This is a genomic window from Microbacterium sp. As-52 (assembly GCF_049949185.1).
GTDB classification, from domain to species: Bacteria; Actinomycetota; Actinomycetes; order Actinomycetales; family Microbacteriaceae; genus Microbacterium; species Microbacterium maritypicum_A.
The window spans coordinates 143,996-168,285 of the sequence record NZ_CP188171.1; the positions used below are offsets into that span (position 1 = coordinate 143,996).

At 63.2% G+C, this 24,290-nt stretch carries 21 protein-coding genes; 9 read left to right on the forward strand and 12 right to left on the reverse strand.

Features of this window, described 5'->3' with window-relative positions:
• Window positions 1-50: 50 nt before the first annotated feature.
• The 3 genes from ACLFA2_RS00700 to ACLFA2_RS00710 form a co-directional block, all read right to left on the reverse strand.
• A complete protein-coding gene (locus ACLFA2_RS00700; RefSeq protein WP_426621848.1) occupies window positions 51-1,634 on the reverse strand; it encodes a ComEC/Rec2 family competence protein in 1,584 nt (527 codons plus the stop codon).
• A gap of 116 nt (window positions 1,635-1,750) precedes the next feature.
• Window positions 1,751-4,498, reverse strand: coding sequence for a TrlF family AAA-like ATPase (locus ACLFA2_RS00705; protein ID WP_366236764.1), 2,748 nt, complete (start codon window positions 4,496-4,498; stop codon window positions 1,751-1,753).
• 339 nt (window positions 4,499-4,837) lie between these two features.
• Window positions 4,838-5,988, reverse strand: a protein-coding gene (locus tag ACLFA2_RS00710) for an IS3 family transposase (RefSeq protein ID WP_426621584.1) whose coding sequence is annotated in 2 segments (ribosomal slippage) — window positions 4,838-5,718 and window positions 5,718-5,988 — 1,152 coding nt in all. Because the reading frame shifts where the segments join, the coding sequence is not laid out codon by codon here.
• 262 nt (window positions 5,989-6,250) lie between these two features.
• On the opposite strand from ACLFA2_RS00710, the gene ACLFA2_RS00715 reads away from it, so the two are divergent.
• Window positions 6,251-7,801 carry a recombinase family protein gene (locus tag ACLFA2_RS00715; RefSeq protein WP_426621849.1) on the forward strand — a complete coding sequence of 517 codons (1,551 nt, stop codon included), beginning with the start codon at window positions 6,251-6,253 and terminating at the stop codon, window positions 7,799-7,801.
• A gap of 24 nt (window positions 7,802-7,825) precedes the next feature.
• On the opposite strand, the gene ACLFA2_RS00720 is transcribed toward ACLFA2_RS00715, so the two are convergent.
• Window positions 7,826-8,386 carry a hypothetical protein gene (locus tag ACLFA2_RS00720; protein WP_426621850.1) on the reverse strand — a complete coding sequence of 187 codons (561 nt, stop codon included), beginning with the start codon at window positions 8,384-8,386 and terminating at the stop codon, window positions 7,826-7,828.
• Window positions 8,387-8,929: 543 nt separating this feature from the next.
• Here ACLFA2_RS00720 and ACLFA2_RS00725 point away from each other — a divergent pair.
• Entirely contained in the window at window positions 8,930-10,702 is a 1,773-nt protein-coding gene (locus ACLFA2_RS00725; RefSeq protein WP_426621851.1) for a DNA primase family protein, read from the forward strand.
• Between the two features lie 420 nt (window positions 10,703-11,122).
• The gene (locus ACLFA2_RS00730) at window positions 11,123-12,277 is read left to right on the forward strand and encodes a plasmid recombination protein (RefSeq protein WP_426621852.1); all 1,155 of its coding nucleotides are present in this window, start codon (window positions 11,123-11,125) and stop codon (window positions 12,275-12,277) included.
• 342 nt (window positions 12,278-12,619) lie between these two features.
• Here the strand turns inward: ACLFA2_RS00730 and ACLFA2_RS00735 are convergent, their stop codons facing one another.
• Window positions 12,620-13,072 (reverse strand): hypothetical protein, encoded by a 453-nt coding sequence (locus tag ACLFA2_RS00735; protein WP_426621853.1) that lies wholly within the window; start codon window positions 13,070-13,072, stop codon window positions 12,620-12,622.
• Between the two features lie 382 nt (window positions 13,073-13,454).
• On the opposite strand from ACLFA2_RS00735, the gene ACLFA2_RS00740 reads away from it, so the two are divergent.
• On the forward strand, window positions 13,455-14,537 hold the full coding sequence (locus tag ACLFA2_RS00740; RefSeq protein ID WP_426621854.1) for a hypothetical protein: 1,083 nt from the start codon (window positions 13,455-13,457) through the stop codon (window positions 14,535-14,537).
• 607 nt (window positions 14,538-15,144) lie between these two features.
• Here the strand turns inward: ACLFA2_RS00740 and ACLFA2_RS00745 are convergent.
• Window positions 15,145-15,492: a hypothetical protein gene (locus ACLFA2_RS00745; protein ID WP_426621855.1), complete on the reverse strand. Its 348-nt coding sequence runs from the start codon at window positions 15,490-15,492 to the stop codon at window positions 15,145-15,147.
• 433 nt (window positions 15,493-15,925) lie between these two features.
• On the opposite strand from ACLFA2_RS00745, the gene ACLFA2_RS00750 reads away from it, so the two are divergent.
• The 3 genes from ACLFA2_RS00750 to ACLFA2_RS00760 all read left to right on the forward strand — a co-directional run bounded on the left by ACLFA2_RS00750 (window position 15,926) and on the right by ACLFA2_RS00760 (window position 18,847).
• Window positions 15,926-17,071 (forward strand): tyrosine-type recombinase/integrase, encoded by a 1,146-nt coding sequence (locus ACLFA2_RS00750; protein ID WP_426621856.1) that lies wholly within the window; start codon window positions 15,926-15,928, stop codon window positions 17,069-17,071.
• Window positions 17,072-17,123: 52 nt separating this feature from the next.
• Window positions 17,124-17,408 (forward strand): helix-turn-helix domain-containing protein, encoded by a 285-nt coding sequence (locus tag ACLFA2_RS00755; protein ID WP_426621857.1) that lies wholly within the window; start codon window positions 17,124-17,126, stop codon window positions 17,406-17,408.
• 407 nt (window positions 17,409-17,815) lie between these two features.
• A complete protein-coding gene (locus ACLFA2_RS00760; RefSeq protein WP_426621858.1) occupies window positions 17,816-18,847 on the forward strand; it encodes a hypothetical protein in 1,032 nt (343 codons plus the stop codon).
• 67 nt (window positions 18,848-18,914) lie between these two features.
• On the opposite strand, the gene ACLFA2_RS00765 is transcribed toward ACLFA2_RS00760, so the two are convergent.
• The 4 genes from ACLFA2_RS00765 to ACLFA2_RS00780 all read right to left on the reverse strand — a co-directional run bounded on the left by ACLFA2_RS00765 (window position 18,915) and on the right by ACLFA2_RS00780 (window position 20,603).
• Window positions 18,915-19,424 (reverse strand): DUF305 domain-containing protein, encoded by a 510-nt coding sequence (locus ACLFA2_RS00765; RefSeq protein WP_426621859.1) that lies wholly within the window; start codon window positions 19,422-19,424, stop codon window positions 18,915-18,917.
• A 144-nt stretch (window positions 19,425-19,568) separates the two neighbouring features.
• A complete protein-coding gene (locus ACLFA2_RS00770; protein WP_426621860.1) occupies window positions 19,569-19,970 on the reverse strand; it encodes a four-helix bundle copper-binding protein in 402 nt (133 codons plus the stop codon).
• Between the two features lie 118 nt (window positions 19,971-20,088).
• A complete protein-coding gene (locus ACLFA2_RS00775; RefSeq protein WP_426621861.1) occupies window positions 20,089-20,286 on the reverse strand; it encodes a hypothetical protein in 198 nt (65 codons plus the stop codon).
• A 191-nt stretch (window positions 20,287-20,477) separates the two neighbouring features.
• Window positions 20,478-20,603, reverse strand: a complete 126-nt coding sequence (locus ACLFA2_RS00780; protein ID WP_426621862.1) for a hypothetical protein — start codon at window positions 20,601-20,603, stop codon at window positions 20,478-20,480.
• 328 nt (window positions 20,604-20,931) lie between these two features.
• Here ACLFA2_RS00780 and ACLFA2_RS00785 point away from each other — a divergent pair, with 328 nt between their 5' ends.
• Entirely contained in the window at window positions 20,932-21,621 is a 690-nt protein-coding gene (locus ACLFA2_RS00785) for a DedA family protein (protein ID WP_363494965.1), read from the forward strand.
• Complete coding sequence (locus ACLFA2_RS00790) at window positions 21,605-22,282, forward strand: phosphatase PAP2 family protein (RefSeq protein ID WP_363494963.1); 678 nt, start codon at window positions 21,605-21,607, stop codon at window positions 22,280-22,282. The genes ACLFA2_RS00785 and ACLFA2_RS00790 overlap by 17 nt, the downstream gene beginning before the upstream one ends.
• A 115-nt stretch (window positions 22,283-22,397) precedes the next feature.
• Here the strand turns inward: ACLFA2_RS00790 and ACLFA2_RS00795 are convergent, their stop codons facing one another.
• A complete protein-coding gene (locus ACLFA2_RS00795; RefSeq protein WP_426621863.1) occupies window positions 22,398-23,117 on the reverse strand; it encodes an alkaline phosphatase family protein in 720 nt (239 codons plus the stop codon).
• Window positions 23,114-24,264 (reverse strand): IS3 family transposase gene (locus ACLFA2_RS00800; protein WP_426621584.1). Its coding sequence is split into 2 segments (ribosomal slippage): window positions 23,114-23,994 and window positions 23,994-24,264, totalling 1,152 coding nucleotides; the frame shifts between segments, so codons are not numbered across the junction. Before ACLFA2_RS00800 ends, ACLFA2_RS00795 begins: the two co-directional genes overlap by 4 nt.
• Between the last annotated feature and the right edge of the window lie 26 nt (window positions 24,265-24,290).

The following is a 24,290-nucleotide window of genomic DNA, read 5'->3' on the forward strand; positions in this document are numbered from 1 at the left end:
ACCGGCGGTCGCCGACATGGTTCCGCTCCTTCGAGGCTGATCCGAGCGGCTCATCCGGCAGGCTTCTCCGTCCAGACCTGCAGTTCGCCGTCGCGAAGACCGAGCAGAATGCGCCCCCGTTCGTCGGTGCGCAGCACATGTGCACCGGTCGCCGCCAGGAGATCGAGGGTCTCGGAACGTGGGTGCCCGTAGTCGTTGTCCGCTCCGACGCTGAACAGCGCCACCCGGGGCCGCATCGCCTCGTAGAGGCCGGGATCCTGGTCGGCGCTGCCGTGGTGCGCGACCTTGACCACGGCGTACGGCATCATCCTCGCCGTACGCTGCAGCATGCGCTGGGGCGCGGCCGAGAGGTCGCCGAGATAGATCGAGCGGGGCACCTCTCCCCCGTCGAACTCCATCACCACACTCGCATCGTTGCCGTCGGGAAAAGCAGCGGAATGGCGCAGCGGCCAGAGCACACGCCACGCGGCCTCGCCGAGCATGCCCTGCTGGCCTGCCGACGCCGCGTGGACGCGTGCGCCTCCATCGACGAGGTCATCGAGGAGGCGTCGATCGGCGTCCTCGGCGATCGGACCATGCATGACCACGTCGACACGACCGCGCACCGCCTCAGCCCCGCCGACGTGATCGAGGTCGAAATGGGTGAGGACGAGAAGGTCGATGCGCTCGACGCCGAGCGACCGCAGACATGAGGCCAGTGGCTGGGGCTCCGGCCCCGTGTCGATCAAAGCGACCTGGGTCGCCGAGCGCACGAGCACCGCGTCACCCTGCCCGACATCGCACGCCGCGACGGCCCAGGCGTCGGGGGTCGTCGCCGTGGCGAGGGGGCCGTCGAGAAGCGCACGAGAACCGGCGAGCGACAGCACCACGACGACGATCACCGCCGCACCGCGACGTCCCCAGGCAGCCGCCCGCTCCACACGTGAGCCCGGCTGATGCGTGGGGGCACGCATCAGCACGATGGCGATCGCCGCACTCACCACCGCCACCACCAGGGCACTGCCGAGGCCGGGCGGTACCAGGACCTGCGCGCCCGGCAGCTGGGCCGTGGTGGTCGCGGTCGTCGCGATCCACGCCGCGGGAAGCCACGCCGAGGCCGTCAGCAGGTCAGCGAGCACCGGCAACGGAGCGGCGAGGCAGGCGAGGAGCCCGATCACCGTCGCGACCGGGGCTGCGGGCCCCGCGATCAGGTTCGCGGCGATACCGACCAACGACTGCTGTTCCGCGAACAAGGCGATGATCGGGCCGCACGCGAGCTGCGCGGAGAGCGGGACCGCGACAGCGAGCGCGACGGGGCGCGGCATCCCCCGAGCCAAGCCGCGCGCCAGAGGTGGGGCGAGCAGGATCAACGCACCCGAGGCGACGACCGACAGCGCGAACCCCGGCGTCGCCGCGAGCCAGGGGTCCGCAACCAGAATGATTGTGGCGCACAGCGACAGCATCCCGGCCCCGGCGCTCGGCTTCCCCGACAGCACGGAGAGCATCCCCACCGCCGCCATCACCCCCGCCCGGATCACACTCGGCTCGGGAGTCACCAGAACCACGAACCCGGTCAGGCCCACGAGCGACAGGAGAACACGCAACCGGCGGCCGCCTCCGCACAGCGCCGTCAGCCAGAAGATCGCGCCGACCACGATCGCGCAGTTCGCTCCGGATACGGTTTGTGAAAGAGGTGGGTAGCTAACCGGATGACGCTACCCCTGTGCCGCCGAAGGATGATGGGCGACACAGGAGCAGCGCTATCAGCTACCTAGCTAGGCACGCCGACCAATCGCATGAAGCGCGTGCGGATTGCGTCCTCTCCGCCTTCGAGGATCTCGCGAACGCTGTCCTTGACGTCGGGGTGCTGCAATGTTCCAGAAGCTTCGATAGCGGGCAACGCCGCGTCGTGTTCGAGCACCAGGATGTTCTCGGCTCCGGAGGTCACAACCACATTAGCGTTATGTGTGGACACGATCAGTTGCCGGTTCTGTTTGATCTTCTTGAGGGTTTCCACAGCGAGGTACCTGATCAGCTTGTTCTCAAGGTCGTCCTCAGGCTGGTCGAGCAAGAGGGGCTCGTCCCCCATCTGAAGGATCACAGCCAGAAGGGCTGCAGTTTTTTGACCAGGCGATCCTCGATCGACGGCCACGAAGTCTGCCTGCCCGTTCGCCTGGTACATCACACGAATGAGGTCGTCGGGGAACCAAAGCATGATGTCGGTGACCAGATCGAAGCTGTCAGAAGTAGCTAGCCTGGAGTAAAACCGACCATCGATCCTCACTGCGCTGGCAATCTCCGATTCAATGCCGGCCTCAACGAGCTGAATCAACTTGCCCTTGAAGCCCGAAACGTCCTGCGGGAATCGCGAGTCTTGCGGCACCTTATCGCTCACTAACAACGGGATCCCATCCTGAGCGAACGCTCCTTCGAACGAATCAGGTGTCCGCAACAACGTGCGCAACTCATCACCGAGGCCTGCAACGCTTCCCTGTTCGAAGACCTCCAGCTTCGTGCGAGTTCCCTGCGTAGCGTTGAGACTCTTCGTATAGTCCCGCCTGCGGGTGAAAAGCTCAGCCCGCTTCGCACGGATACTCCGCATTACCTCGTCTATCACCCCTTCTTGCGCGCTGCGCCTAGCCTCCGCGTTCTCAAGCTGTTTGAGTTCGGCCGTCAGCTCTGCTTCGAGTTTTCGGTCGTGACTGGTCTGATCGGCGGACGCAGCGGATACACCACCCTGTTCGTTCATCCACGCACCCAGCCGCGCAGCCTCTTCGGTCCAGTACTTCGCTGTGCCTGTAGCTATCCAAGCCTGACGAGCGGAGCGGACAACTGCCGCGGCTTGATCGAGGAGTATGGCCGCGCTCTCGTAAGAAGCCACGTAGTCCAGATACTCGGTGCTTTCATCGGCGTCCATGGGCAGGGTGCGAAGCGAGGCGGCCTGCTGAGCGATGATCGCTTCGATCTCGCTGCTCATCAAGTCCGCCGAGTCGACAGTCCGCGTCTTCGTCTCGAGCTGAGACAGCGTCGCGTACTCGGGGCTAGCACGAAGATCTTCGAGGTGGCGTAGTCGCGCTTGCACCTCCTGGAGCTGTCCTTTCAGGCGGTCAGCCTTCTCCGACTCTGCAAGGAGCTGTCGGAGCGTGTTCCGCTCGGTCTTGAACTTGAGCCGGAGTTCCTCATATTGCTCCTCCCACTCGGCTTTTTGAATCTCCGGCATGTCGTCGACAAGCTGGAGGAAGCTTTGCGGCTTGGTCGCCATTTCATAGATCTGTTTCTGGCTGAAGACTCGCACAGGCGCACGATCGACTACTCGTCCCGATTGCTGCTCCCACGCCGATCCATCCCAAAGCGCGAGGCTTGAATGTGAAGGTGAAGCACCCTCCCACCTGATCCTCAGCAGCTGTCCGCCTCGTGCGTAGATCACCTCAATCTCAGTCTCGTCATTCCACCATCGCTCGCTCGCATCTGTCGTTGGCGCAAATCGAGCCAGATCAGCCGCGAGATTGGCTGGCAGCTCTTCTACCCGACCATGCGCCAGGCGAAGGAGCTCAACGAGCGTTGACTTCCCGACGCCACGACCGCCGATCAGGCAGTTCATCCATGGGCCGAACGTAAACTCACGATGCTCGCCCCTGTGCCTCACCATGATCGCTTTGATATGGTCGTGCTTCACATCATTCAGGTCGTGGTCACCTCGTCGAAAACGACGGATCGACTCTGACGGCTCGGCCAGCGCCAATCGAAGGCCCTCCATAGTGAGTGTCTCAGCTTTAACCATCGTCAGGTGAGTCCCCGGCGCTTTTGCTGCAGCCGGATCCGGAGCACCATCCGTGGTTAGGTGATGCGCGTCGGACCCGAGAAGAGGCACCCACCCACGTTTGCTTGCCTCGCCCACCTTGCCGTCATCAGCAACTTCAGCCGCGATGACATGACCGCTGGCGGCAAGAGTCTCTAGTTCGCGGGGATCCATATCGAGGACGCCAGCGCGCTGGTCGATGTGGGCCGGGATTAGCATGCCGCCCAAGTCGCGAACCACTTCAGCGGCCGCGTTCACAGTCATGTCGGCGACATCATCGCTTCGTCCTGGCGTTCCGTCGAACTTGCACCGCGCGAGCACCCGGATGACGATGGAGGCATCACACGTGTGCTCGAACACGGCAAGCGCATGAAACCCTCCAGCGAGAGTCAGCTCGACTCCTGGAAAAATCACAAGTGGCGGCAAACCGGGATCAGCGTCCTGGAGTTTTCTGAGCGCGGCTCGCGCCGCGTCAATCCCTTCATGCGAGTTGTGGTCAGTTACTACGATCCCGTCGACGCCAGCATCGATGTATGCACGGACCCAAGTCTCAAACGAAGGCCGCGGATTGGTCGTTGTCTCGCCCTCCAACCCACCGTAATCGAACGATGCCGGCGAGTGAGCATGGATATCCAAACTCCACCATCTCGCGCCAACATAGCCTGTTTGAGGCGCTGCGCCCTCAAGATATGCGGGGGGTTCACCCTCTGAGTTTTCCATGCTTCATCGTGGCATGAGGATCGGCCCCGGAACCGCCCGACGGGCACGAGTGGACGATGATGCACAAAACCAGTTCGAGCGTGCGGCGCTCGCGCTACAACCGGGTCAGACCGCATGGACATGGATTGGACAAAGGTCGGCTCTTCACGAGGGCACGAGTCAACCGAGGACTCTGGCATGCACGCCCGGTTTGATGGAGAAGCTCAGACCGCGCTCTCCCCCGCCTGGCCCAACAAATCTACGGTCGCGAACTATTGCTCGATATCCGGGCAGCTAACGGCGACGAGAACACCTTCGTAACGGGGCACGTCCGCAAGATCGCCCTGTGAGCCGCCCCCTTCATTCGGTCCGGACGTTCTGTGAGTCGTCGGTTTCCAATTGATGGGTGCACTGTCGAGCGTACTCGGCTGGGGGTAGGTAGCCGAGCGAGGAGTGCCGGCGGTGGTGGTTGTACTCGTCCTTCCAGTCGCCGATGATGACCTGCGCGTGCAGCAGCGAGTAGAAGCTGTTGATGTTGAGGCACTCGTCGCGGATCCGGCTGTTGAACGACTCGACGTACCCGTTGCGCCACGGCGAGCCCGGAGGGATGTAGGACAGGCCGGTGCGGGTGCCGGCCCAGTCGGCCATCGCCTCGCTGATGAACTCCGGCCCGTTGTCCGACCTGAGCACCGCCGGGGCGCCCCGGGCGGCGACGAGGTCCTCGAGGTGGGCGGTGAGTCGGTCGGCGGTAATCGAGCGCTCCACGAGGCCGCCGATGCACTCCCGGGTGTGTTCGTCGACGATCGAGCAGATCTTGATCGGTCGGCCGTGCTCGTCGGCGTCGAACTGAAAGTCCACCGCCCACACCACGTTCGGCGCGTCCGCCGTCGGCGCGTCGACGGTCGAGGACCCGACGCGCTTGCGTCGACGCCGCTGCGGGACCCGGAGCCCTTCGTCACGCCACAGGCGTTGGATCTTCTTGTGGTTCACCACCCACCCCTCGGCGCGGGCGTCGTGATACGCCCGCCGGTACCCGTAGCGGGGATGGTCCTTCGCCCAGGCGCGCAGCCACTCCCTGAACGCCCGATCCGGGTCCGCGACCGTGTCGCCCTTGAGCGGTCGCCGATACGCGGAGCGGCTCAGCCCGACCAGACGGCACGCCATCCGTTCGCTCACCCGCAGCTTGCGCTTGAGGTGATCGACGGCGGCGCGGCGCCTGTCCGGGCTTAGAAGTTTCCCTCAGCCAGCTCCTTGAGCGCGGCCTTCTCCAGCTCCGCTTCCGCGAGCAGACGCTTCAGGGTCGCATTCTGCTTCTCCAGCTCCTTCAGGCGCTTTGCGTCGTCGGCCTTGAGGCCGCCGTACTGGTTCCGCCACCGGTAGTACGTCTGCTCGGACACCACGAGCTCCCGGCACACCGCCGCGACGTCCTGACCGTCGGCGAGCATCCTGTCGGCCTGCCCGAGCTTACGGACGACCTGCTCCGGGGTGTGACGCTTCCTGCTGTTCGTCATGATCTGACCAGTCTCCCTGCCCGCGACCGCGGACAACAGGACGACTCTCATAACGACTGGACCTACGAAACGGGGTCAGCCCACCTGCTCTTCCCTGCGGGGTGTTCGCGACCCACGACCAGTGGAGAGGGACGGTGAATCATGATGCAAACGTAGCGACGACAAACGAAGCCGATCAGCGCCGGAGAACTCGATCGATCTGATCGCCGACCGTGAGCTGCGAGCGCATGTCGTGCGAGCGCCCAGCGGTAAGCTCGACGCGATGCCTCTCGACTCAGCCAAACGTGTGCGTGAGTATCTTCGCGTCTCGCTCGATCGTTCAGGCACCGGGAAGAGTCCTGATCAGCAGCACGATGAAATCGTCGCCGAGGCGGAGAGACGCGGATGGCACGTCCACCCCTCCCCTTACCGCGATGACAACCGAAGTGCCAGCCGTTACGCGCGACGGCAACGTGAGGGATTCGCTCAGCTGATCTCGGATCTCGAGGACAGCACCTTCGACGCCGACCTCCTGGCGATCTGGGAGTCGAGCCGTGGTTCTCGCCGGACCGGCGAGTGGATCGACCTCATCGACCTGTGCCGCGAACGCGGCGTGAGCATCTGGGTCCTGACCCACAATCGCGTCTACGACCCAGCGAACGCGCGAGACCGCCGCAGCCTCCGCGAAGACGCCTCAGACGCTGAGTACGAGTCAGACAAAACCAGCGAGCGGCTTCGACGCGACATGCGCGCGGCGGCAAAGCGTGGTCGTCCTCACGGAAAGAACGTCTACGGCTATCAGCGGGTCTATTCCGTGACGCCCAACGGAACCAAGGTGCTGGACAAGATCATCGAGCACCCGGATCAAGCGTGGGTCGTCAAGGAAGCGGCGGCGATGGTTCTTGCTGGGCGCTCGTACTACGACATCGCTGCCATGTTCAACGAGCGTCAGATCCCGCCGCGACGTCCCGCGCGCTCGGAGCACCGACAGTCTCTGGGGTGGACCGCTCCGGCTGTGAAGCAGATGTTGACTATGCCTGTGTACATGGGGCAGCGAGTGCACAATCCCAGAGAAGGGGAGGCTGCGACGTACGACGGCATCTGGCCCGCCTTGATCGACCCCGACGACTGGCAGCGGCTCCAGTCTGCGATGACATCACGCGGCTTCAAGTCGAACAACTGGCCAGCTACCCACCTGCTGTCCGGGATCGCTCTGTGTGGGATCTGCGGCGCTCGAATGCGGGCCGGAAAACAGAATGCCGGCTCACCAAAGCTCGACGAAGACGGCAACGCCCTCCCGCGGCCTCGCTACTACGCCTACAACTGCATCGGCACCCCGGGACGACCCGGCTTCCACGTCTCGATGCGCGAAGAGCATCTCGACCTGCTGGTTACCGAGCTAGTCCTCGCTCGCCTCGAACGCCCCGACTTCCTCGCCACCCTTGGCGGACAAGACGAGGAAGTTGACGCCGAGCGGAAGTCGATCGTCGACGAGATCCGAGGCCATGAGCAATGGCTCGAGCAAGTCGCAGCGGAGGCCGAGCGCCGTCGGGATCTACGTATGCTCACCGAGCAACGAGATCTCGTCGAACCGAAAATCGAAGCGGCCCAAAAGCGGCTTGAGTCACTTGCAGGAGCTGACCCCCTTATCGTCGAACTCGTTCGATCCCGGCAGGTTCGAGACACGTGGGCAGAGTGGACAGACAAGGGCGACATCGCTCGTCGACGTCACGTCATCCGCGAGCTGATCGTGCCTCGGGTGCATCGAGTGCCGGCAGAGGCAGTGGGCAAGCGTGGTTTGAATCCGGAGCGTGTGACTTTCGACTGGCGATGATTCGACCTAGGCGGCTGCATCCAGTTAGATCAGGTTCGCCGCTCGAGCTCGCGCAATCCAGTTACTTGCCGTCCGCGATGGAAACTCGAATGCCTCGGCGACCGCTTTGGCGGGTGGGTAACGGACGATGCTGGCGAGTGAGTAGATGGTCGCGACGTCCTTCAGGTCGACCGACCGAATCTTCTCAAGGCTATCCGGATCGCGAACGTCTCGAAGCTCCGGCGCAACGAAGTTGACCACCGCCGCCGTGAGGGCCGAGTGGTTGAGTTCGAAAGTGCGTGGAAGGATCCATCTGAGCACAGCTAACGGTGCGATTCCTCGAAGTAAGGTGCCGGTCACCTCGTCGGCGGCGGGCGCCTTCACAGAAAGGCCTCGTAAGAGGTAGTGGCCGCGGTCCGGGTCGAACGAGGCCTGCACCCGCAGCTCGAATCCCTGTTGTTGAGCTAGTCCTCCAGGGGCTGACTTGAGCGGTCCCTGCGCGTCCACCATTACGGGGATTGTCACCCCTGGCTGGGCGTGGACCGCCCCGGTCGTCTCCACCGTCCATCCGCGTTGCTCGATATCGGACTCTGGTGTGATCGGCATGAGACCTCCTGGCATAGCTTTGACATTACTCTGCCATGTATGTAATGTAATGGATACAACAGAAGAACGAACCGGCGGAGCCATCATCTAACTTCCATCGTGGCCGGAACACTCAGTCCCGTCGCGGCGGCCTCTTCGGGACACATACTGACAAGGAGTGTTCCGTGGGATCCACCGATTCAACGACACCAACGCACGAAACTCTACTGAGCGCCTTCACCGTAGCTCAGGCGGAGGACATCACTGGCCGATCAGGCTTCGTCCTCCGGGCGGACATTCGCCTAGGCGAGCTCACCGCATACAAGTTCGCCGGGCTCTGGCGAATCTTGCCCGAGGACCTAGCGGCATACCGCTCGAAGCTTGTTACCCCGTCGCGGAGCGCACGTTGAGCGCGGGCGTGATGGAGCGCGTCCAAGAAAAGACGATCGCGCACAACACCGAGAGCATCCGCGTTTGGGCTCGGGACCGAGCAGCAGCAGCTCCCCCGCTGTCGCAACAACAATCGCTGCGTCTTCGGGGCCTGTTCTCTGGAGGTCGCAGCAAGTGACCACCGACGAGATCCGCCCCAGCGCGGAAAACACTGAGGCGGAAGAGACACTTGGCGGCGTCGCTTTCGATTCTATCGAGGAACCGGAGCAGGATTCGAGCGGCGACTCAGGTCGTTCCGGACCTAAGCCCGCACGCGCATCGGTTGAGACTCTCACCGAACGAGCAGTCACGACCTACCTGGAATCGATTCAGCACCGTAGGTATGTCTCTCCGCAGGAACTGCGCGACAGTGCGCTGACCCGAATTAACGCAGAGATCGCGCTCGAGAACATGGGGCGGAAGCACTCATCTGCTCCGGCGCTTGCGCCCGTGCATCGGCTCGACGAGTTCTCAGTGATCCAGATCCTTCTCTCCCGGCATCGCCTTGTGACGGTCGACCTCACTGGCGGACACGGTGGTGAGAACAACGGAGTGCTGGCGATCTATGAGCACGATGGACCGCTCCGCGGCCTATACAACACGAGCGTGCCGAGACTGAAGAAGCTGGTCAGCGAACTCCGTCCGTCCTTCACCGACGCCGGAGTCGAATCGACCCTCCGGAAGTTGCGCACGCACGCCCCTATCGTGATGCGCACGCAGGAGCCTCGTCTGATTCCGGTAGCTAACGGCGTGTTCGATCACGCGACGCAGGAACTTCGAGAGTTCTCACCTGAGTGGGTCTTTCTGTCCAAGATCCAGCGTGACTACGACCCCACCGCGCAAAGTCCCCGTATCAAGCAGAGCGACGGAACGGAGTGGGAAGTCGAGGAGTGGTTCAACAGCCTGTCCGACGACGAGGGCATACCCGAGCTGCTGTGGCAGGTGGTGAGCGCGACTCTGCGCCCACACCATCCCTGGAACAAGTCCGTATTCCTCGTGGGCACTGACGGTAACGGCGGCAAGGGCACGCTGGTGAGCCTCCTCCGCAATCTTGTGGGCGAAGCCGCTTGCGCTTCCATCTCGTTGGCTCGATTCGGCGACAGGTTCGGACTGGGCGACCTGATCACTCGGAGTGTCAACCTCGTCGATGAGAATCCGGTGGGCGCCTTCGCGTCGAGGACCGACGACTGGAAGGCCTGCGTAACTGGCGACGTCTTCCAGGTCGAGTTCAAAGGTAAAGACGTGATTCACATGCGCTGGAACGGCATCGAGGTGCATTGCCTCAATGAAACAAGCCCGCGTGTCAAGGACAAATCAAAATCCGTGAAGCGCCGCATGCTTCTCGTGCCGATGACCAAGGACTTCAGCGGCTCGGAGAACGTCGACATCAAGTTGAAGTACCTGCGAGATCCCGAGGTGCTTGGTTACGTCCTGAAGCGCGCTCTTCAGATGACTCACACCGCCTTCGACGAGCCGATTGTGTCGAAGCAGGCACTCGACCGCTGGTTCACAACCAACAACAAGGTCGTCGGCTGGTGGGAGGAACACGAGGATCAGTTCGTATGGGACCTCCTGCCATGGAGCTTCCTCTACGACGCCTACAAGGGCTGGTATAGCCGCGTCGAACCGAGTGGCACTGTCGAAGGACTCAATCAGTTCACGGAGACGCTCCGCGAGCATCTGAAGTCGTCAACTGCTTGGTCCCCCACTAACACCTCGGTCCGACCCGGCACACGGATGTCGTCGCCCGAGCCCCTGATCGATGATCTCAGGCTTACCGACTGGATGAACACGAACTACTCGGGCAGCGACCCCAACCGTCGTTGCTTGCCAACGCTCAAGACGAACTACAAGGGCCTCCTGCGTACCCAGAGTGCGGGCACGACCCCAGACGAAGACGACGACTGAAGAGACCACCTCAGCATCTGAAGGTTCGGGTAGCGGCGCGGCCGATGCCACACCGCTACCCGAACCAGGAAAGGAAGACATGCAATCTGAACTCGCGCCAGCACCGCTCGAGACCGCACCCGGTGACTGGGCGGCATGTTCTACTCGAAGACATCGCTCGCGACGTGAGCCGCGCAGTACGGAGCCGACCTTCGTGGACCGCACCTGCTCGGGCAGAACAAATCATGGAGCCTCAGACGGCTCAGCCCCGGGGCGGAGCTCACTCGCACCCCGCCCCCTCGTGCGCTTGTCGGTGCGCGTGCGGCGCGATTTGATCTCAAGAAAAGGTGTAGCCCCATACACTTCGGCGTGCTCTCTGCTCCTCCGAAGTGACAGGGGCCCTGCGGGGCTTCGTGTCGGCCACCCAGAAAGGAGTGAAGCATGAGCTACACAATGACCTATGACGTCTCCCACAAAGTGGGGCGCGGAGGGCACGCCAAGGCCTTCTTCCGACACATCGCGAGAGACGTCGATCAAGCAGCCGGCTTCGACTTCCCCCAGGCGAACCCCAACATCGTGGCCGACCGCACCAAGCTGAACAGCACCTTTGTAAACGACGGAAACGGTGGCTACAGGCGTCCCCAGTCGGTTGAAGGCCGACCGCCGAGCGACGAATTCGATGACTATCTTCAGCAGCGTCTCAGCACGGTCCAGCGCGCGCTGCGGAGGGATGCCGTGCTCATCCGAGGTGTGGTGCTCCAGCTTGATCCGAAGTGGTTCGAGCAGTACAACCCCGACTGGCGCGAGGAGGGGTTGAATCGTCGAGCAGCCGAGTACACGCATGCTGCGATCCGCTGGGCGCGTGGCGAGTTCGGAGAGGAGAACATCATTGGCATGTCGATGCACCTAGATGAGGTGAATCCCGGGCTGCAGCTCATGATCACCCCCATCACGCCTGACGGAAGGCTTGCCCAGAAGGAATTCTTCAAGGGGCCGGAGGACCTCAAACGGCAACACCGGGAAGTACGGGACGCCGTGGCCGCTGCAGGCTACGACGTCGAGTATCGAGTTACCGAACGATCACGAGAGCACCTCAGCAGCAGCGAGTTCCAGGCCAAGGCGGACCGGCTACGTGATGCAGCGAGTGCCCTCGAGTTCGAGCTCGACGTGAGCCTGCAGAGAAACAAGCGCCTCGCCAAGCGCTCCACCGTGCTGGATGAGCGAGAGAAGGAGCTCGCCGAACGCGAGACGCAGGTCGCCGAGCGCCATCGGGAAGCTGCTGCCGCGCGAGCAAGAGCGGACGATGAAGCTGCGGCGGCGAGAACCTCATCATTGCGCGCACGCGAAGCGCACCTGAAGGCAGAACGCGCTCGCGAAGAAGCTGCGGCCGAGCGCGATCGCTTGGCATTAAACAATCAGCGTCTCGACAGCCTCCCGCCGTTCTTCGAGCGCTGGCTTGACAGGACAACCGTTGCAGGGAAGCCGATTCGCACGCGGTTCGAAGCAGATCGGATCAAGATGCGTAGCGAGATCAAAGCGAAGCTCGGGCCAGCTTCGACTCACGTCGAAAAGCCTCGAGACGCGCTCGAACTCTAGAGCTCGCACGGAGGAGGAGCAGCCGAGCGCGACTGCTCCTCCTCCGTCCGCGGCTACTTCTACGCTGGCCGAATGACCAGAGGCGAATTCCGATCGAAAGCTACTGCACACCTGATGCCTCGCCCCTCGGAAGACGCGATGCGCGCGTTGGAGGATGCGATCGCCCGCCTCAATGGGGACGGTAACTAGATCGCCCGGGCGCTGACCGAGTCGCTTCTTGCCGAACGCCCGATAGTCGACGAGCCGTCGCTATCCCCCGAGGAGATCGACTTCCTGATCACCTCCGGTGAGTTCACTCCCGAAGAATGCGACGACATCGAGCTACGAGTGCGTCGGGGCTCGTTACCCGCCATGGCCGCGAACACCCTCGTCGCGGGGCTGCACCGAAGCATGTCGGACGACGCCGTACGAGGCTTCTTGGATCTCAACAATCAGGAATTCGACGACCTGGTAACCGCGGGGAGACTCCACGCCGTCGATGTCGCGGGTCATCGCCGCTTCCCGTGATGGCAGTTCAGCCTGTCGTCTCCCGGCAAAGTCTTGCCGCACCTGACCGAGATCATCGCGCTCCTCGGGAAGAAGCACTGGATCTCGGTCTCTGGACTGATGTCTACGCCCCAGGACACGATGGTGATTGAGGGCAAGCACACACCGGTGGAGTGGTTCCGTGCTGGCGGCGGAGTTGATGCGCTTGAGGCGATCCTCGAAGCACAGCGGTGGCGATGACGATTGCTTGTTTAAGAATTCAGTGTCGCGTATCGCTGCTCGCAACTTCTCCGTTCGCAAGTAGGCCATGGGCTCTCCTTGGTCTCCAGCTGGCCTCGCAATGGCCTCACAGTGGACACCCGAATACAAGCTGGCCGCGGCGGTCTCTTCGCGGCTTCGAACAGGCCTTTCCTTGGCCACCTCGAGACCTGGAAGAGGCCACTCCGGCTCGTCTGGCCAACAGCTGCGCTGAGTAGTGGACACCGGAAGGCCTCGTGGAGACCATGCGGGGGCCACCAGGAGACCATCCAGATCTGTGTGTGACGAGCCGTGCAATCAGCCCACTACCGGAATCGCGTCCAGCCGACGAGCATGTCTGCGGTCGTCGCTAGATTCCGAGGATGAGTACAACTAGCAAGCCTCGCGTTCAAGCCCCGGACCCTGGCGATGATCTGGCATTCGGAGTCATGGCATGAGTGCCCGCCGGATAGCTGGCCCTGACTCGCTTTGGAGACTCACGACGAGCAGTCTCGAACCGCTCCATCCCGTTGAGTTCAGGTATGAAATGGATCTCGAAGATTTTGTCGCGGCCACACCAGGGCTGACCGGCGAGAAGGCTATGACGATCGGCCGACAAGTGAGAACGCCGGACGGTCACGTGCTCGACCTACTCAAGCTCAGGGCAACGGGCTCGACGATCACAACAGAGTGCAAGAGAGGCCGCGCGAAGGCTGATGCTATCGGACAGCTGGTGGCGTACGCGGCATGGGTTGACACCCTGGATCGCGCAGCGTTGGAGCGAATCTTCGAGGAATACACGCGGAACCGTACTCGGTCGCAGGGATCAGTGAGGCCCACTCTCGCCGAAGCGTTTGAGGAGCACTTCGGCATGCCCATGCCCATGACCTTGAATCAGACCCAGACGATGGAACTGGTCGCAGGGAGCGTCGACGTAGCCACGCTCAAGGCGGTGAGGCGACTTCGCGAGAACGACATCCCCATCAGCGTGCACGTGGTGAATAGCTATAGGAGTGCCGGCGAAACACTGGTGGCTGTCGCCGAATGGATGGACGTCGAGTCTCCTTCGGAGCGTCCGATCAGCGTGCGTGCCCAGCTTCAGGAGCTTCACATCGCAACTGTGTCAGCAGTTGAGAACAGCACGAGTCGTCTTCTCAGGCACATAGATCGCCAGAGGCCTCGGCACGCCGGTCACGACGGTCCGTTCTTCACAAAGGGTGCGCACGCCGACATACTGTGCTTTGCACTGCTGTTTATGCCTCGCTTCACCACGTCTTACGTTCCATACTCACTGCTCGAAGCCCTGTACGACGGGTGGGTCAACGAGCAAGCATCACTCGGCGTCGACCGGGTGAAGCCCGCGCACGGCTTTGCTCAGCAGCTGAAGCACGCCATCAAGATGGTCGGCGGTTGGCGTTGGGACAGGAAGTACTGGGACGAGGATCCTTCCCTGGAGAACGAACGGCTTCGCCTGCTCGCAGGCCGTTGGCCAATGCCGAAGCACGGCCAATACCTCAGCGGGTACGCGCGCAAGTAATGTAGGCGAGCTAGTTGCATGTAGCGGACGGTAGCGCAAGGTCGCTGACGCGCTACCGCTCAGCTACAGGAAATTTGTAACTTGAACTCGGCTTTTCGTGGAATGTAGCTTTGTAGCTCTGAAATGGGACTCTCCCCCAGCCGCGGTAGCGATCAGCAGCAGACTACCTCTCCCTCGTTGACGACGACCCCCGCAGCCAGCTACCCAGCTACAGCCCTCGGAAATCCCAGGTCATGGCTTGTTTCGCTCATCGACCACGACGCTACGTCTCCGCTACCGTGTGGCTACGGATATCTGGACGATGTTGTTCGGCCGCTTTCTCAAGACCAGACTGTGCAGAACAGCCGTGCCCTTCAAATTCGCCTCACACGCCACTCCGACAAGCCACCAGAGGAAGAGGATGGATCAGCAGCCTTTGAGTTCATCAGACGCCGCCCGTGCTCTTGCTCTTGTCAAGAAAGGACAACAGCTCGGAGGACACCAGCCCACCGCAGCGGATCTCGATCGTGCTCGGCGAATCCTCGTCGGCGAGCTATCTCCCGAGGACGCTCGAACAGAGATGCATGCTGCCCTTCAGGCCCTGGTTGAGGACGAACGCGCGAACTGATTATCCCGAGAAGGATTCATCCACCAGCGCCTGAGCGGCGCGGGCAACCTCGTTGAACCGACCCTCGCGGATCGCCGTTATCACGGTGTCATCGCCGCTGAGGAATGGGTTGCCGCCGATGAACCACAGCCTCGCTACCTGGTCACCTTCAGCGTCGCTGACGGTACGCCATACCGCATCGGCGCACTCGAGGCGACGCACCGCATCCGCGTCTGGACGTGCGCTGTCGTCGTCGCTCCATGCAAGCGCTGCTGTCGTATCGCGCGATCCAGCGAGCGTCGAGACGAGCGTCGGGCCGAGGACTGCGATGAGACGGCGGGCGAGATCGACTGGGTCCGGTGAGGTCACGAGCGCGATCCTACTTGTGCTCGACGACGTGGAGGTTTACGAAGAGCGCTCGGAACCGCCTCCGAACGGGGCGAGTGCAGTGCTTGGCGATTAACGCTGCACTCGGCGACACTTAGCGGTCCTCGCCACCTCGGGCGTAGGGTCGCTCACATGTGCGGCCGATTCGCGAACGACGCCAGAGTGAGTAGTATCGCCACCTGATGCAACAGCGACTGGATATTTCCGTGTTGAACGGCGCTTTCTACGCGGAGGCGGTGTTGTCCTGGGGTGCTGCATGCCGAACGCCGGGAGGGCGGCAAGCCTTCCAAAGCTCATGCCTGAGCCACTTTCCTGACGAGTAAGTCGCCTCTCCGGCCAAAATCGATCCGGGAGCATCCTGGAATCGCCTCAGTCATCTCTCCGCAAGTCTGATCGAACATTGACAGTTGCAACAATGATGCAGCTGATGCAACATAAGGGTGTGCGTTCTGGTTCAAGTGATGATCGGCGAGTTTCGCTGCGGTTGACAGGAAATGTCGTGGCCCTTGACGAGGGCAAGTACGTCTTCGAGTCGATGCTGGACGGTTGGGCCGATCAGCAGGCAAGCCGCGGTTTGCTTGCGGTGACTATTGAACGACGTCGGCGTTTCATCGAGCGCTTCACCGACTACTGCGCGACCTATCCGTGGCAGTGGCAGCCGCGGGACATTGAGGGTTTCACGAGTCGCGGACGGTCTGGATCGACGGTGTTGCTGAGGTCGACGCTTCGTAGCTATCAGACGAACGTCCGCCTGTTCTGCGACTTCCTCACTGACCCGCGCTACGGATGGCAGACGGAGTGCATCGCTCGTTTCGGGTCTGCTCCAGAGCAGATCTGCCACGACTGGAACTCGATCGCCCACCTGGTGGACTACGAAGGGCGTCCAGGACGGCGTGCTCTCACGTTCGACGAACTGGAGCAGTTCTTCGACGCCGCGGATGCTCGAGTCGGGGCCATCGTTCAGGCCAAGAGGAAGGGCGCGCTTGCTGCGCTCAGGAACACGCAGATGTTCAAGACCATCTACGCGTTTGGGCTGAGGCGTTCCGAGTGCATCGGGCTCGACGTCGCGGATCTGCGGTCGAACCCGGTGACGCCGCAGTTCGGCAGCTTCGGAGCTGTCTACGTCCGGAACGGGAAAGGTAGCCGAGGCACTGGCCCGAAGCGACGGACCGTTCTGACTCTGCCCGAGTTCGACTGGATCGTGGATGGCCTCGGTCATTGGACGGATCAGGCTCGACCGCGGATGACTGGCGATTGGGAGACGAACATCCTCTGGCCGACGGAGCGCAGGACGAGAATCAGCGGCCGTTATTTGAACGACCGTTTCGCCGAGCTGCGCGATGAAGCGGGGCTTCCGGAGGAGCTGACTCTGCATTCGCTGCGGCACACCTATGTGACGAACCTCATCGAGTGGGGCTACAGCGAGAGGTTCGTGCAGGATCAGGTGGGTCACACGTTTGCCTCGACGACGGCGATCTACACGTCCGTTGGGGACGACTATAAGAACCGGGTGCTCGCCGATGCGCTGAAGAGGAGAACGGAGAACCGCGATGACACATGAGTCCACGGGGCCCATCGACTGGCACCTGCGTGCCGTGATGGCTGAGGCCGGGATGTTCCAGACCACCGAGCTCCTCGCGCCGCTGCGTGAACAGGGCGTCGTGCTGTCCCGCGAACAGGTGTATCGACTCGTTACCAAAGCCCCGGAGCGATTGAACGTCGAAGTGTTGGCCGCGCTGTGCCGCATCTTCAGGTGCCAGCCCAATGATCTCATCACCGTGACGGCACAGCCGGCGGCGGCCAGGAAGACTGGTACCGGACGAGGGCATGACAACGCGATCGGGGATCTGCGTCCGGTGCGCGCACGACTTCATCGTCCCGCCGATCCCGGCCGATGACGACTGCGTCACCGTCGCGGACCTGCGACCGTTGCGGGCGTTCAGCCGTGGGGTTGTACTCCCTGCTCGGTATGCAGATCTGCAATGTCTGTTACAGCGCCCTCCGGCGAAACCCAGCTGAGTGCCCCTCGTGCGGGAAAACCCGGGTCCTTGCATTCATCACCGATGAAGGTGTGATTACTTGCGCGACCTGCGCCGGCCAATCGCCCCGATTCGCGTGCCGCACATGTGGTAGTGAGGAGTTCCTGACCGGAACTCAGTGCGGCCGCTGCAGGCTGCAGGCACGTCTGGACGAGCTCATCGGCACCGCGGCAGAGGCGCCGGCCGAGCTGACCAGGCTCCGCGAACACCTTGCAAAGGCTCCAATGGACCCGCGCTCGATTGTCCGCTGGCTACGACGACCGCATGTGACCGAGACGCTGAGGGGCATGGCAACGGGTGCACTACCTCTCGACCAGTCGGCGCTTGACCTTCTGCCACAACGCGCGTCGACGCGCTACTTCCGGCGTCTGCTCATCGAGGCCGGAACTCTGCCGCAGATCCACGTGTTTCAGCACGAGCTCACGCTGCACGTCGCCGCCCTGGCGGCGACGCTCGAGCGCCCCACTGGAAACAAGCTTCGACGCTTCTACAGGTGGGCGATACTGCCGAAACTGCATCGCCGATACCGAGACCACGATCGCGACCTGTCCTTGGAAGCCTTCCACGGGCAGCGCGGCCATCTCGCTGCGGTCGTCCGGTTTCTGGCCTGGTTGGATGCCAGGGATCTGACCGTCGGCGATCTGGATCAGCGCACGTTCGACCGTTACATCGCCCGCGTGAGAACACGGGAACCTGTGGAGCACTTCGTGCGCTGGGCGACCCGATTACGATTGGCTGGCGATCTCAGCACAAACGTCCGCGCTGCCCGGAACACGACGTCGAACATGACAGAAGAGGAGCTATGGCATGCCATCGACGTTCTCCTCGATGATGAGGGCGTCGAACTTGACGTGCGCGTCGCCGGCCTCTTCGTGCTGCTCTATGCCCAGATTCTCGGCCGCGCCGTCAGCATGACTCGCGATCAGATCGACGCCACCACGGAGCGCGTGACCGTGCGGTTCGGCGTCACCCCTGTCGTGCTCGACGACGCAGTCGGCAACCTCGTTCGCAGACAACTCTCCGCGCCACCCCGACGAGGCTATGCCGCAGGGGACTCAGACTGGCTGTTCGAGGGACTCTCACCCGGTCGGCACATGACCGCGGCCTACATCCGGCTGCGCCTGACGGAGATCGGGATCCGCACACGCGTCTCACGCGAAACACGGATGAACCTCCTGGCGATGAGGATGCCCGCGGCGGTGGTTGCCGACGTCATCGGAATCGGCAACCACACCGCAGACCGTCACAAGAACAAGGCCGGTGGGACCTGGTCGGACTACCCAGGCTTGCGCAATTGACCCTGTACGGCGCCTCGGCAACGTTTCGCAGCCGGCGACTCGGATTGGAAGGTGGCGAAAGACATCGTCATTCGTTCTGGGGACATTCACGATCGGCCGCCCGGTCAAAGTCAGGGACGGGACGATTCTGCGCGTCCTCGGGTGTCGCGGCGAGTCCGTTGCGTTCTATGTCATCGATTAGCCAGTCCATTTCGAGGATCTCTCGGCGTTGAGCTTCGCTGATCTCGACGGCGAGTTCGCAGACGCGGATGTCCTGAATCTGAGCTCGCTCCGATCTGGTGATCGCCACCGAGTGGTGGGGGATCATCGCGCGCATGTACGCGGTGTCGTCGACAGTGATCTGGGTTCGGTCGAGGGCCACACCGCCTCCGAGCAGCAGCAGACTGATGGTGACGACGGCGACGTTTGCCTTGGTGTTCTTGTACATGTTCAGCATCCAGGCGAGCATGACGAGGCCCATGGCGCCGCCCATGGTGAGGGCCATGAAGACGCGGCTTTCGCTGAAGCGGATGTGTCCCCATTCCCACACTCCGGCGAACATCGTCCAGTACATCACGACCATGCCGGTGAGGATCATCGCCGCGAATCGCAGGTACATCTTCAGCGAGCTGTGCTTCTTATCCTCCGCTTGTCGTTCGCTTCCTTCGTGTGCGTTCTGCGACATATGCTTCACCTGTTCGTCCGGATTGATTGCGCGTCGCGTTGTTAGCGAGCGCGGCTATCAGAGGGTTGCGAGGAGCGTGGCGCACGCCTCTTCGCATCGTCGGCAGGCCGCCGCGCACACGGCGCAGTGTTCGTGCATCGTGTGCTTCTCGCACTCATCGGCGCAGCTTGCGCATGCTGTGCGGCACGCTTCGAGGGCTGATCGGGTGAGGTTGGCGTCGTAGCCGGTGTGTCGGGACAGGATGCGCGCGGTGGTTTCGCAGAGGTCCGCGCAGTCCAGGTTTGTGCGGATGCACTTTGTGAGCTCTGCGACCATCTCTTCGCTCAGACACGCGTCGGCGCAGGCGGTGCACGATTGGGCGCATTCGAGGCAGGCCTCTATGCAGTCCACGAGCGCCTCCTGGTCTACCTGGCCGAGGTCCTTCGGATAGGTGCGGAGCATCGCTGCTGCGACAGTCATGATCGAGTCCTCTCGTCGTCTTCGACCCTCCAAAATATGACTGTGGTGTCGTCTCGGGGACCCCGTTGAATACCCCAGGAGGGTATGGTAGCTCCCGCTGTGGCCAGCGTGGCAACGCTCACGGTGCGGTGTCTCGTTGTTCCGTTCCGGTCGGCGGGTGAGGGGGCGTTCGCAGGATCAGTGCTACGGCAACGATGACGATGATCACGGCGACGTCGTAGCTGGCTACCGTGTAGGTCCACCAGGCAGCATCGGTCGACTGCGTGTCGCTCACCAGGTGTGCCAGTGCAAGGACCGGCCCCGTGACCAGGAGCATGTACCCGAGGCGAACGAGCCGTCGGTGCGTCCGCACAGGATCGAAAGGCGGGTGGGATCCGGCGCGGGTCATCGGAAGATCGCTCCAATCGCGAGGAAACTGGCAGTGGCGAGGAGGACGACGGCGATCGTCGCAGCGGTGATGAAGAACGTGAGATTCCGAAACGGGGTCTTGGGCTGGTCCATGAGTTGTTACTGGGCGGGGCTGAGGACGGTCGTGCCGTCGGTGGAGATCTCGACGATGCCGCGGTCGTCGACGAGGATGATGCGCTCGTCGACGACAGTGAGGGCCTGCACGGCGCCTCGCAGTGATTCCAATTTCTGCCAGCTACCGCTGTCGTCCTGTGCCCACAGGATGCCGTCGGTGCCAGCGCCAAGAAGTGTGGACTTTGGCTCTCCGCGGCGGCGTTCTGTGATTGGTCGGTGTCGCCGACTGGGGTCGGCTGGTCTGCATCTAGCCGGGGGTACCCAATGCCCCCGCCGACCCCGGGCCCTGCCACGGCGCCCGGGTGTCTGAGCGTTCTCTCAGACAGTGGCGCTTTGGTGACCCCGGATAGCCAGCGGAGCTTCATACGGTATACGGTGAAAGGGATACTCGTCGCGGCCCCTCGATCCCGTCGACGAGATCGTCAACGGAGGATGCTGCATGTACCTTGTTCCTCTGTCCGCTGCCCCCGACTCCGCCAGTCTCGGCGGCATTGTCGGGTTCGCCGCCGCCCTGATCGACCGGGTCGGGGAATGGGGGGTGGGGCTCTTTACGCTCATTGAGACGGTGTTCCCGCCGATCCCCAGCGAGATCGTCCTGCCGATGGCCGGTTATCTCACCCAGCAGGGGTCGATGAATGTCCTGCTTCTGGTGGTGACCAGCACCCTTGGCGCCTATGTGGGCGGCCTGATCCTTTACGGGCTCGGAGCATGGGTCGGCATGGAACGGTCCATCATCTGGCTGTCAAAGCTCCCGCTGGTGGACCGCGAAGACTTCGAACGCGCCGCCGGCTGGTTCTCCCGGCATGGCAGGGCCGCGGTCTTTTTCGGGCGCCTGATCCCGGGGGTACGGAGCATGATCTCTCTCCCGGCCGGCGCCGCCCGGATGCCGCTGCTCACCTTCTCGGTTTTTACACTCGCGGGCAGCGCGGTGTGGAACGCACTTCTTATCGGGTTGGGCGCCGCGCTCGGCACACAGTACGAGCTGATCGACCGCTACTCCACCTACCTCAACTACGTCGTCTACGCGGGGCTCGGCGGCGCCGTGCTGTGGCTGATCGTGCGCAGCGCACGTCGAGCACGACGCACGAGCGAGGAGCAGCAGGGGGCAACCGGTGAACCTGACTGCTGACCGGCATCTCGCCGCCCCCATGCCCGAGGGGGAGGGGACCGGGCCGCCGCGGCGGCTCGCGCTCTGGCTGGGGCTCGCTGGACTGGGCGCGGCGGTCCTTCTCGGGGTGTGGATCTCTGTCTCTGGGAACGGCCCGCTGCCGGTGGACACGTGGTGGCACGATCTCATGCGGGCGTGGCGGACCGATCTGGGCCTGATCCTCGCCCACTCGCTGGAGAGCATCGGTGGCGTCTTCCCGATGATCGTGACCGGCCTGGCCGTGGTAGTCGGATTCCTTGTCAGCAAACGGCCGTGGAGTGCCTTGACGGTGGTCCTGACACTGCTGGCCTCTCAGGCTGTGACGACGGTGCTGAAAGTCAGCTTGGCCCGCCCACGTCCAGCTGACTCGCTCACAGTGATCGGCCTCACGTCCTACCCTTCCGGGCACACGACTCTGGCAGCGACCCTGGTTATCATCGTCGCGCTCCTGCTGCGCCGGCAGTTGATCTGGCTTCTCGCGGCGGGGTGGGTGGTGGTGATGGCCTGGAGCCGCACCTTCCTCGAGGCCCACTGGCTCACCGACACCATCGGTGGTGCGCTCCTGGGCGCAGCGGTCGCGCTGCTGGTGTGGGGCGCCGTAGCAACTGTGCGGCTCAGGCCTTCGGTGGTTCTGTCGCGGTAGATCCGGGGCGGGGAGATCTCACCATGCCGGCAGCGGTCTCGGAGTCGGCGGTCCATGGGGCGCCGATTCGCCCTGGTCGCGTACGGATCTGCCCCAGCTCCGTGGGGGGAGACGGTCAGGCTGGGTCGGTTGTGCCGAACAGGCCCCCGCCTAGTTCGGTCAGCGCGTCGTAGGCATCCTCGTAGCTGTCCGGGACGGGAGCGCTGGGGTCACTGAATTTGGCGATCAGCAGGCCGAGGAGACCCTGGGCTGGGTTGCTCAGCTTCTTGGTTTTGTTGGCCTCCGCTTTGGGGTCGAGTTCCCCGTCGTTGTCGATGGGCACATCGGCGGGTGTTGTTTGTGGCCATTGGGCAGCAGACCGTGGGGTTGTCAGATTGATGGCATCGAACATGTTGGGCGCGTCGACATCGCGAGCTGTCAGAGGCGACAGTCCGTGCTGACGGGAGAGGGTCGACACGAGTGACGAGTGATGCTTGGGGTCGTTGAGGATGGTGTTCGGCGCCGTCCAGGCGGAGATCAGGACCGCAGGGACACGGCAGCCCAGCCGGTCGAACGCGAAGCCCATCTCACTTGTTTCTCCGGTACCTGGCGGCACGGCGGATGGCGGCGGAACGTGGTCGTAGGTGCCTCCGTGCTCATCGAAAGTGATCAGCATCGAGGTGTTGGTCGTGTTGGACCCGGTGGGGCTCGCGGCGCTACGGAGCGCGGTATACAGCTCGTGGAGCAGTTGCTCGCCGGCCCGAACGTCGGAGACGGCAGCGTTGGTGACGGTGGCGCCTTCGCCGTTGTCGCCGACGCGGAGATCCCCGTACGGGGGGTGAGCCGCCCCCTTCATTCGGTCCGGACGTTCTGTGAGTCGTCGGTTTCCAATTGATGGGTGCACTGTCGAGCGTACTCGGCTGGGGGTAGGTAGCCGAGCGAGGAGTGCCGGCGGTGGTGGTTGTACTCGTCCTTCCAGTCGCCGATGATGACCTGCGCGTGCAGCAGCGAGTAGAAGCTGTTGATGTTGAGGCACTCGTCGCGGATCCGGCTGTTGAACGACTCGACGTACCCGTTGCGCCACGGCGAGCCCGGAGGGATGTAGGACAGGCCGGTGCGGGTGCCGGCCCAGTCGGCCATCGCCTCGCTGATGAACTCCGGCCCGTTGTCCGACCTGAGCACCGCCGGGGCGCCCCGGGCGGCGACGAGGTCCTCGAGGTGGGCGGTGAGTCGGTCGGCGGTAATCGAGCGCTCCACGAGGCCGCCGATGCACTCCCGGGTGTGTTCGTCGACGATCGAGCAGATCTTGATCGGTCGGCCGTGCTCGTCGGCGTCGAACTGAAAGTCCACCGCCCACACCACGTTCGGCGCGTCCGCCGTCGGCGCGTCGACGGTCGAGGACCCGACGCGCTTGCGTCGACGCCGCTGCGGGACCCGGAGCCCTTCGTCACGCCACAGGCGTTGGATCTTCTTGTGGTTCACCACCCACCCCTCGGCGCGGGCGTCGTGATACGCCCGCCGGTACCCGTAGCGGGGATGGTCCTTCGCCCAGGCGCGCAGCCACTCCCTGAACGCCCGATCCGGGTCCGCGACCGTGTCGCCCTTGAGCGGTCGCCGATACGCGGAGCGGCTCAGCCCGACCAGACGGCACGCCATCCGTTCGCTCACCCGCAGCTTGCGCTTGAGGTGATCGACGGCGGCGCGGCGCCTGTCCGGGCTTAGAAGTTTCCCTCAGCCAGCTCCTTGAGCGCGGCCTTCTCCAGCTCCGCTTCCGCGAGCAGACGCTTCAGGGTCGCATTCTGCTTCTCCAGCTCCTTCAGGCGCTTTGCGTCGTCGGCCTTGAGGCCGCCGTACTGGTTCCGCCACCGGTAGTACGTCTGCTCGGACACCACGAGCTCCCGGCACACCGCCGCGACGTCCTGACCGTCGGCGAGCATCCTGTCGGCCTGCCCGAGCTTACGGACGACCTGCTCCGGGGTGTGACGCTTCCTGCTGTTCGTCATGATCTGACCAGTCTCCCTGCCCGCGA

Bases quoted from the DNA above. Each gene is read 5' to 3' on its own strand.
- ACLFA2_RS00770 (WP_426621860.1), bottom strand. From the start codon at position 19,970: ATGACTGTCGCAGCAGCGATGCTCCGCACCTATCCGAAGGACCTCGGC.
- ACLFA2_RS00750 (WP_426621856.1), top strand. From the start codon at position 15,926: ATGATGCAGCTGATGCAACATAAGGGTGTGCGTTCTGGTTCAAGTGAT.
- ACLFA2_RS00730 (WP_426621852.1), top strand. From the start codon at position 11,123: ATGAGCTACACAATGACCTATGACGTCTCCCACAAAGTGGGGCGCGGA.
- ACLFA2_RS00765 (WP_426621859.1), bottom strand. From the start codon at position 19,424: ATGATCCTCACCGGCATGGTCGTGATGTACTGGACGATGTTCGCCGGA.
- ACLFA2_RS00775 (WP_426621861.1), bottom strand. From the start codon at position 20,286: ATGCTCCTGGTCACGGGGCCGGTCCTTGCACTGGCACACCTGGTGAGC.
- ACLFA2_RS00720 (WP_426621850.1), bottom strand. From the start codon at position 8,386: ATGCCGATCACACCAGAGTCCGATATCGAGCAACGCGGATGGACGGTG.
- ACLFA2_RS00735 (WP_426621853.1), bottom strand. From the start codon at position 13,072: ATGGCCTACTTGCGAACGGAGAAGTTGCGAGCAGCGATACGCGACACT.
- ACLFA2_RS00715 (WP_426621849.1), top strand. From the start codon at position 6,251: ATGCCTCTCGACTCAGCCAAACGTGTGCGTGAGTATCTTCGCGTCTCG.
- ACLFA2_RS00795 (WP_426621863.1), bottom strand. From the start codon at position 23,117: ATGAAGGGGGCGGCTCACCCCCCGTACGGGGATCTCCGCGTCGGCGAC.
- ACLFA2_RS00785 (WP_363494965.1), top strand. From the start codon at position 20,932: ATGTACCTTGTTCCTCTGTCCGCTGCCCCCGACTCCGCCAGTCTCGGC.
- ACLFA2_RS00740 (WP_426621854.1), top strand. From the start codon at position 13,455: ATGAGTGCCCGCCGGATAGCTGGCCCTGACTCGCTTTGGAGACTCACG.
- ACLFA2_RS00705 (WP_366236764.1), bottom strand. From the start codon at position 4,498: ATGGAAAACTCAGAGGGTGAACCCCCCGCATATCTTGAGGGCGCAGCG.
- ACLFA2_RS00755 (WP_426621857.1), top strand. From the start codon at position 17,124: ATGTTCCAGACCACCGAGCTCCTCGCGCCGCTGCGTGAACAGGGCGTC.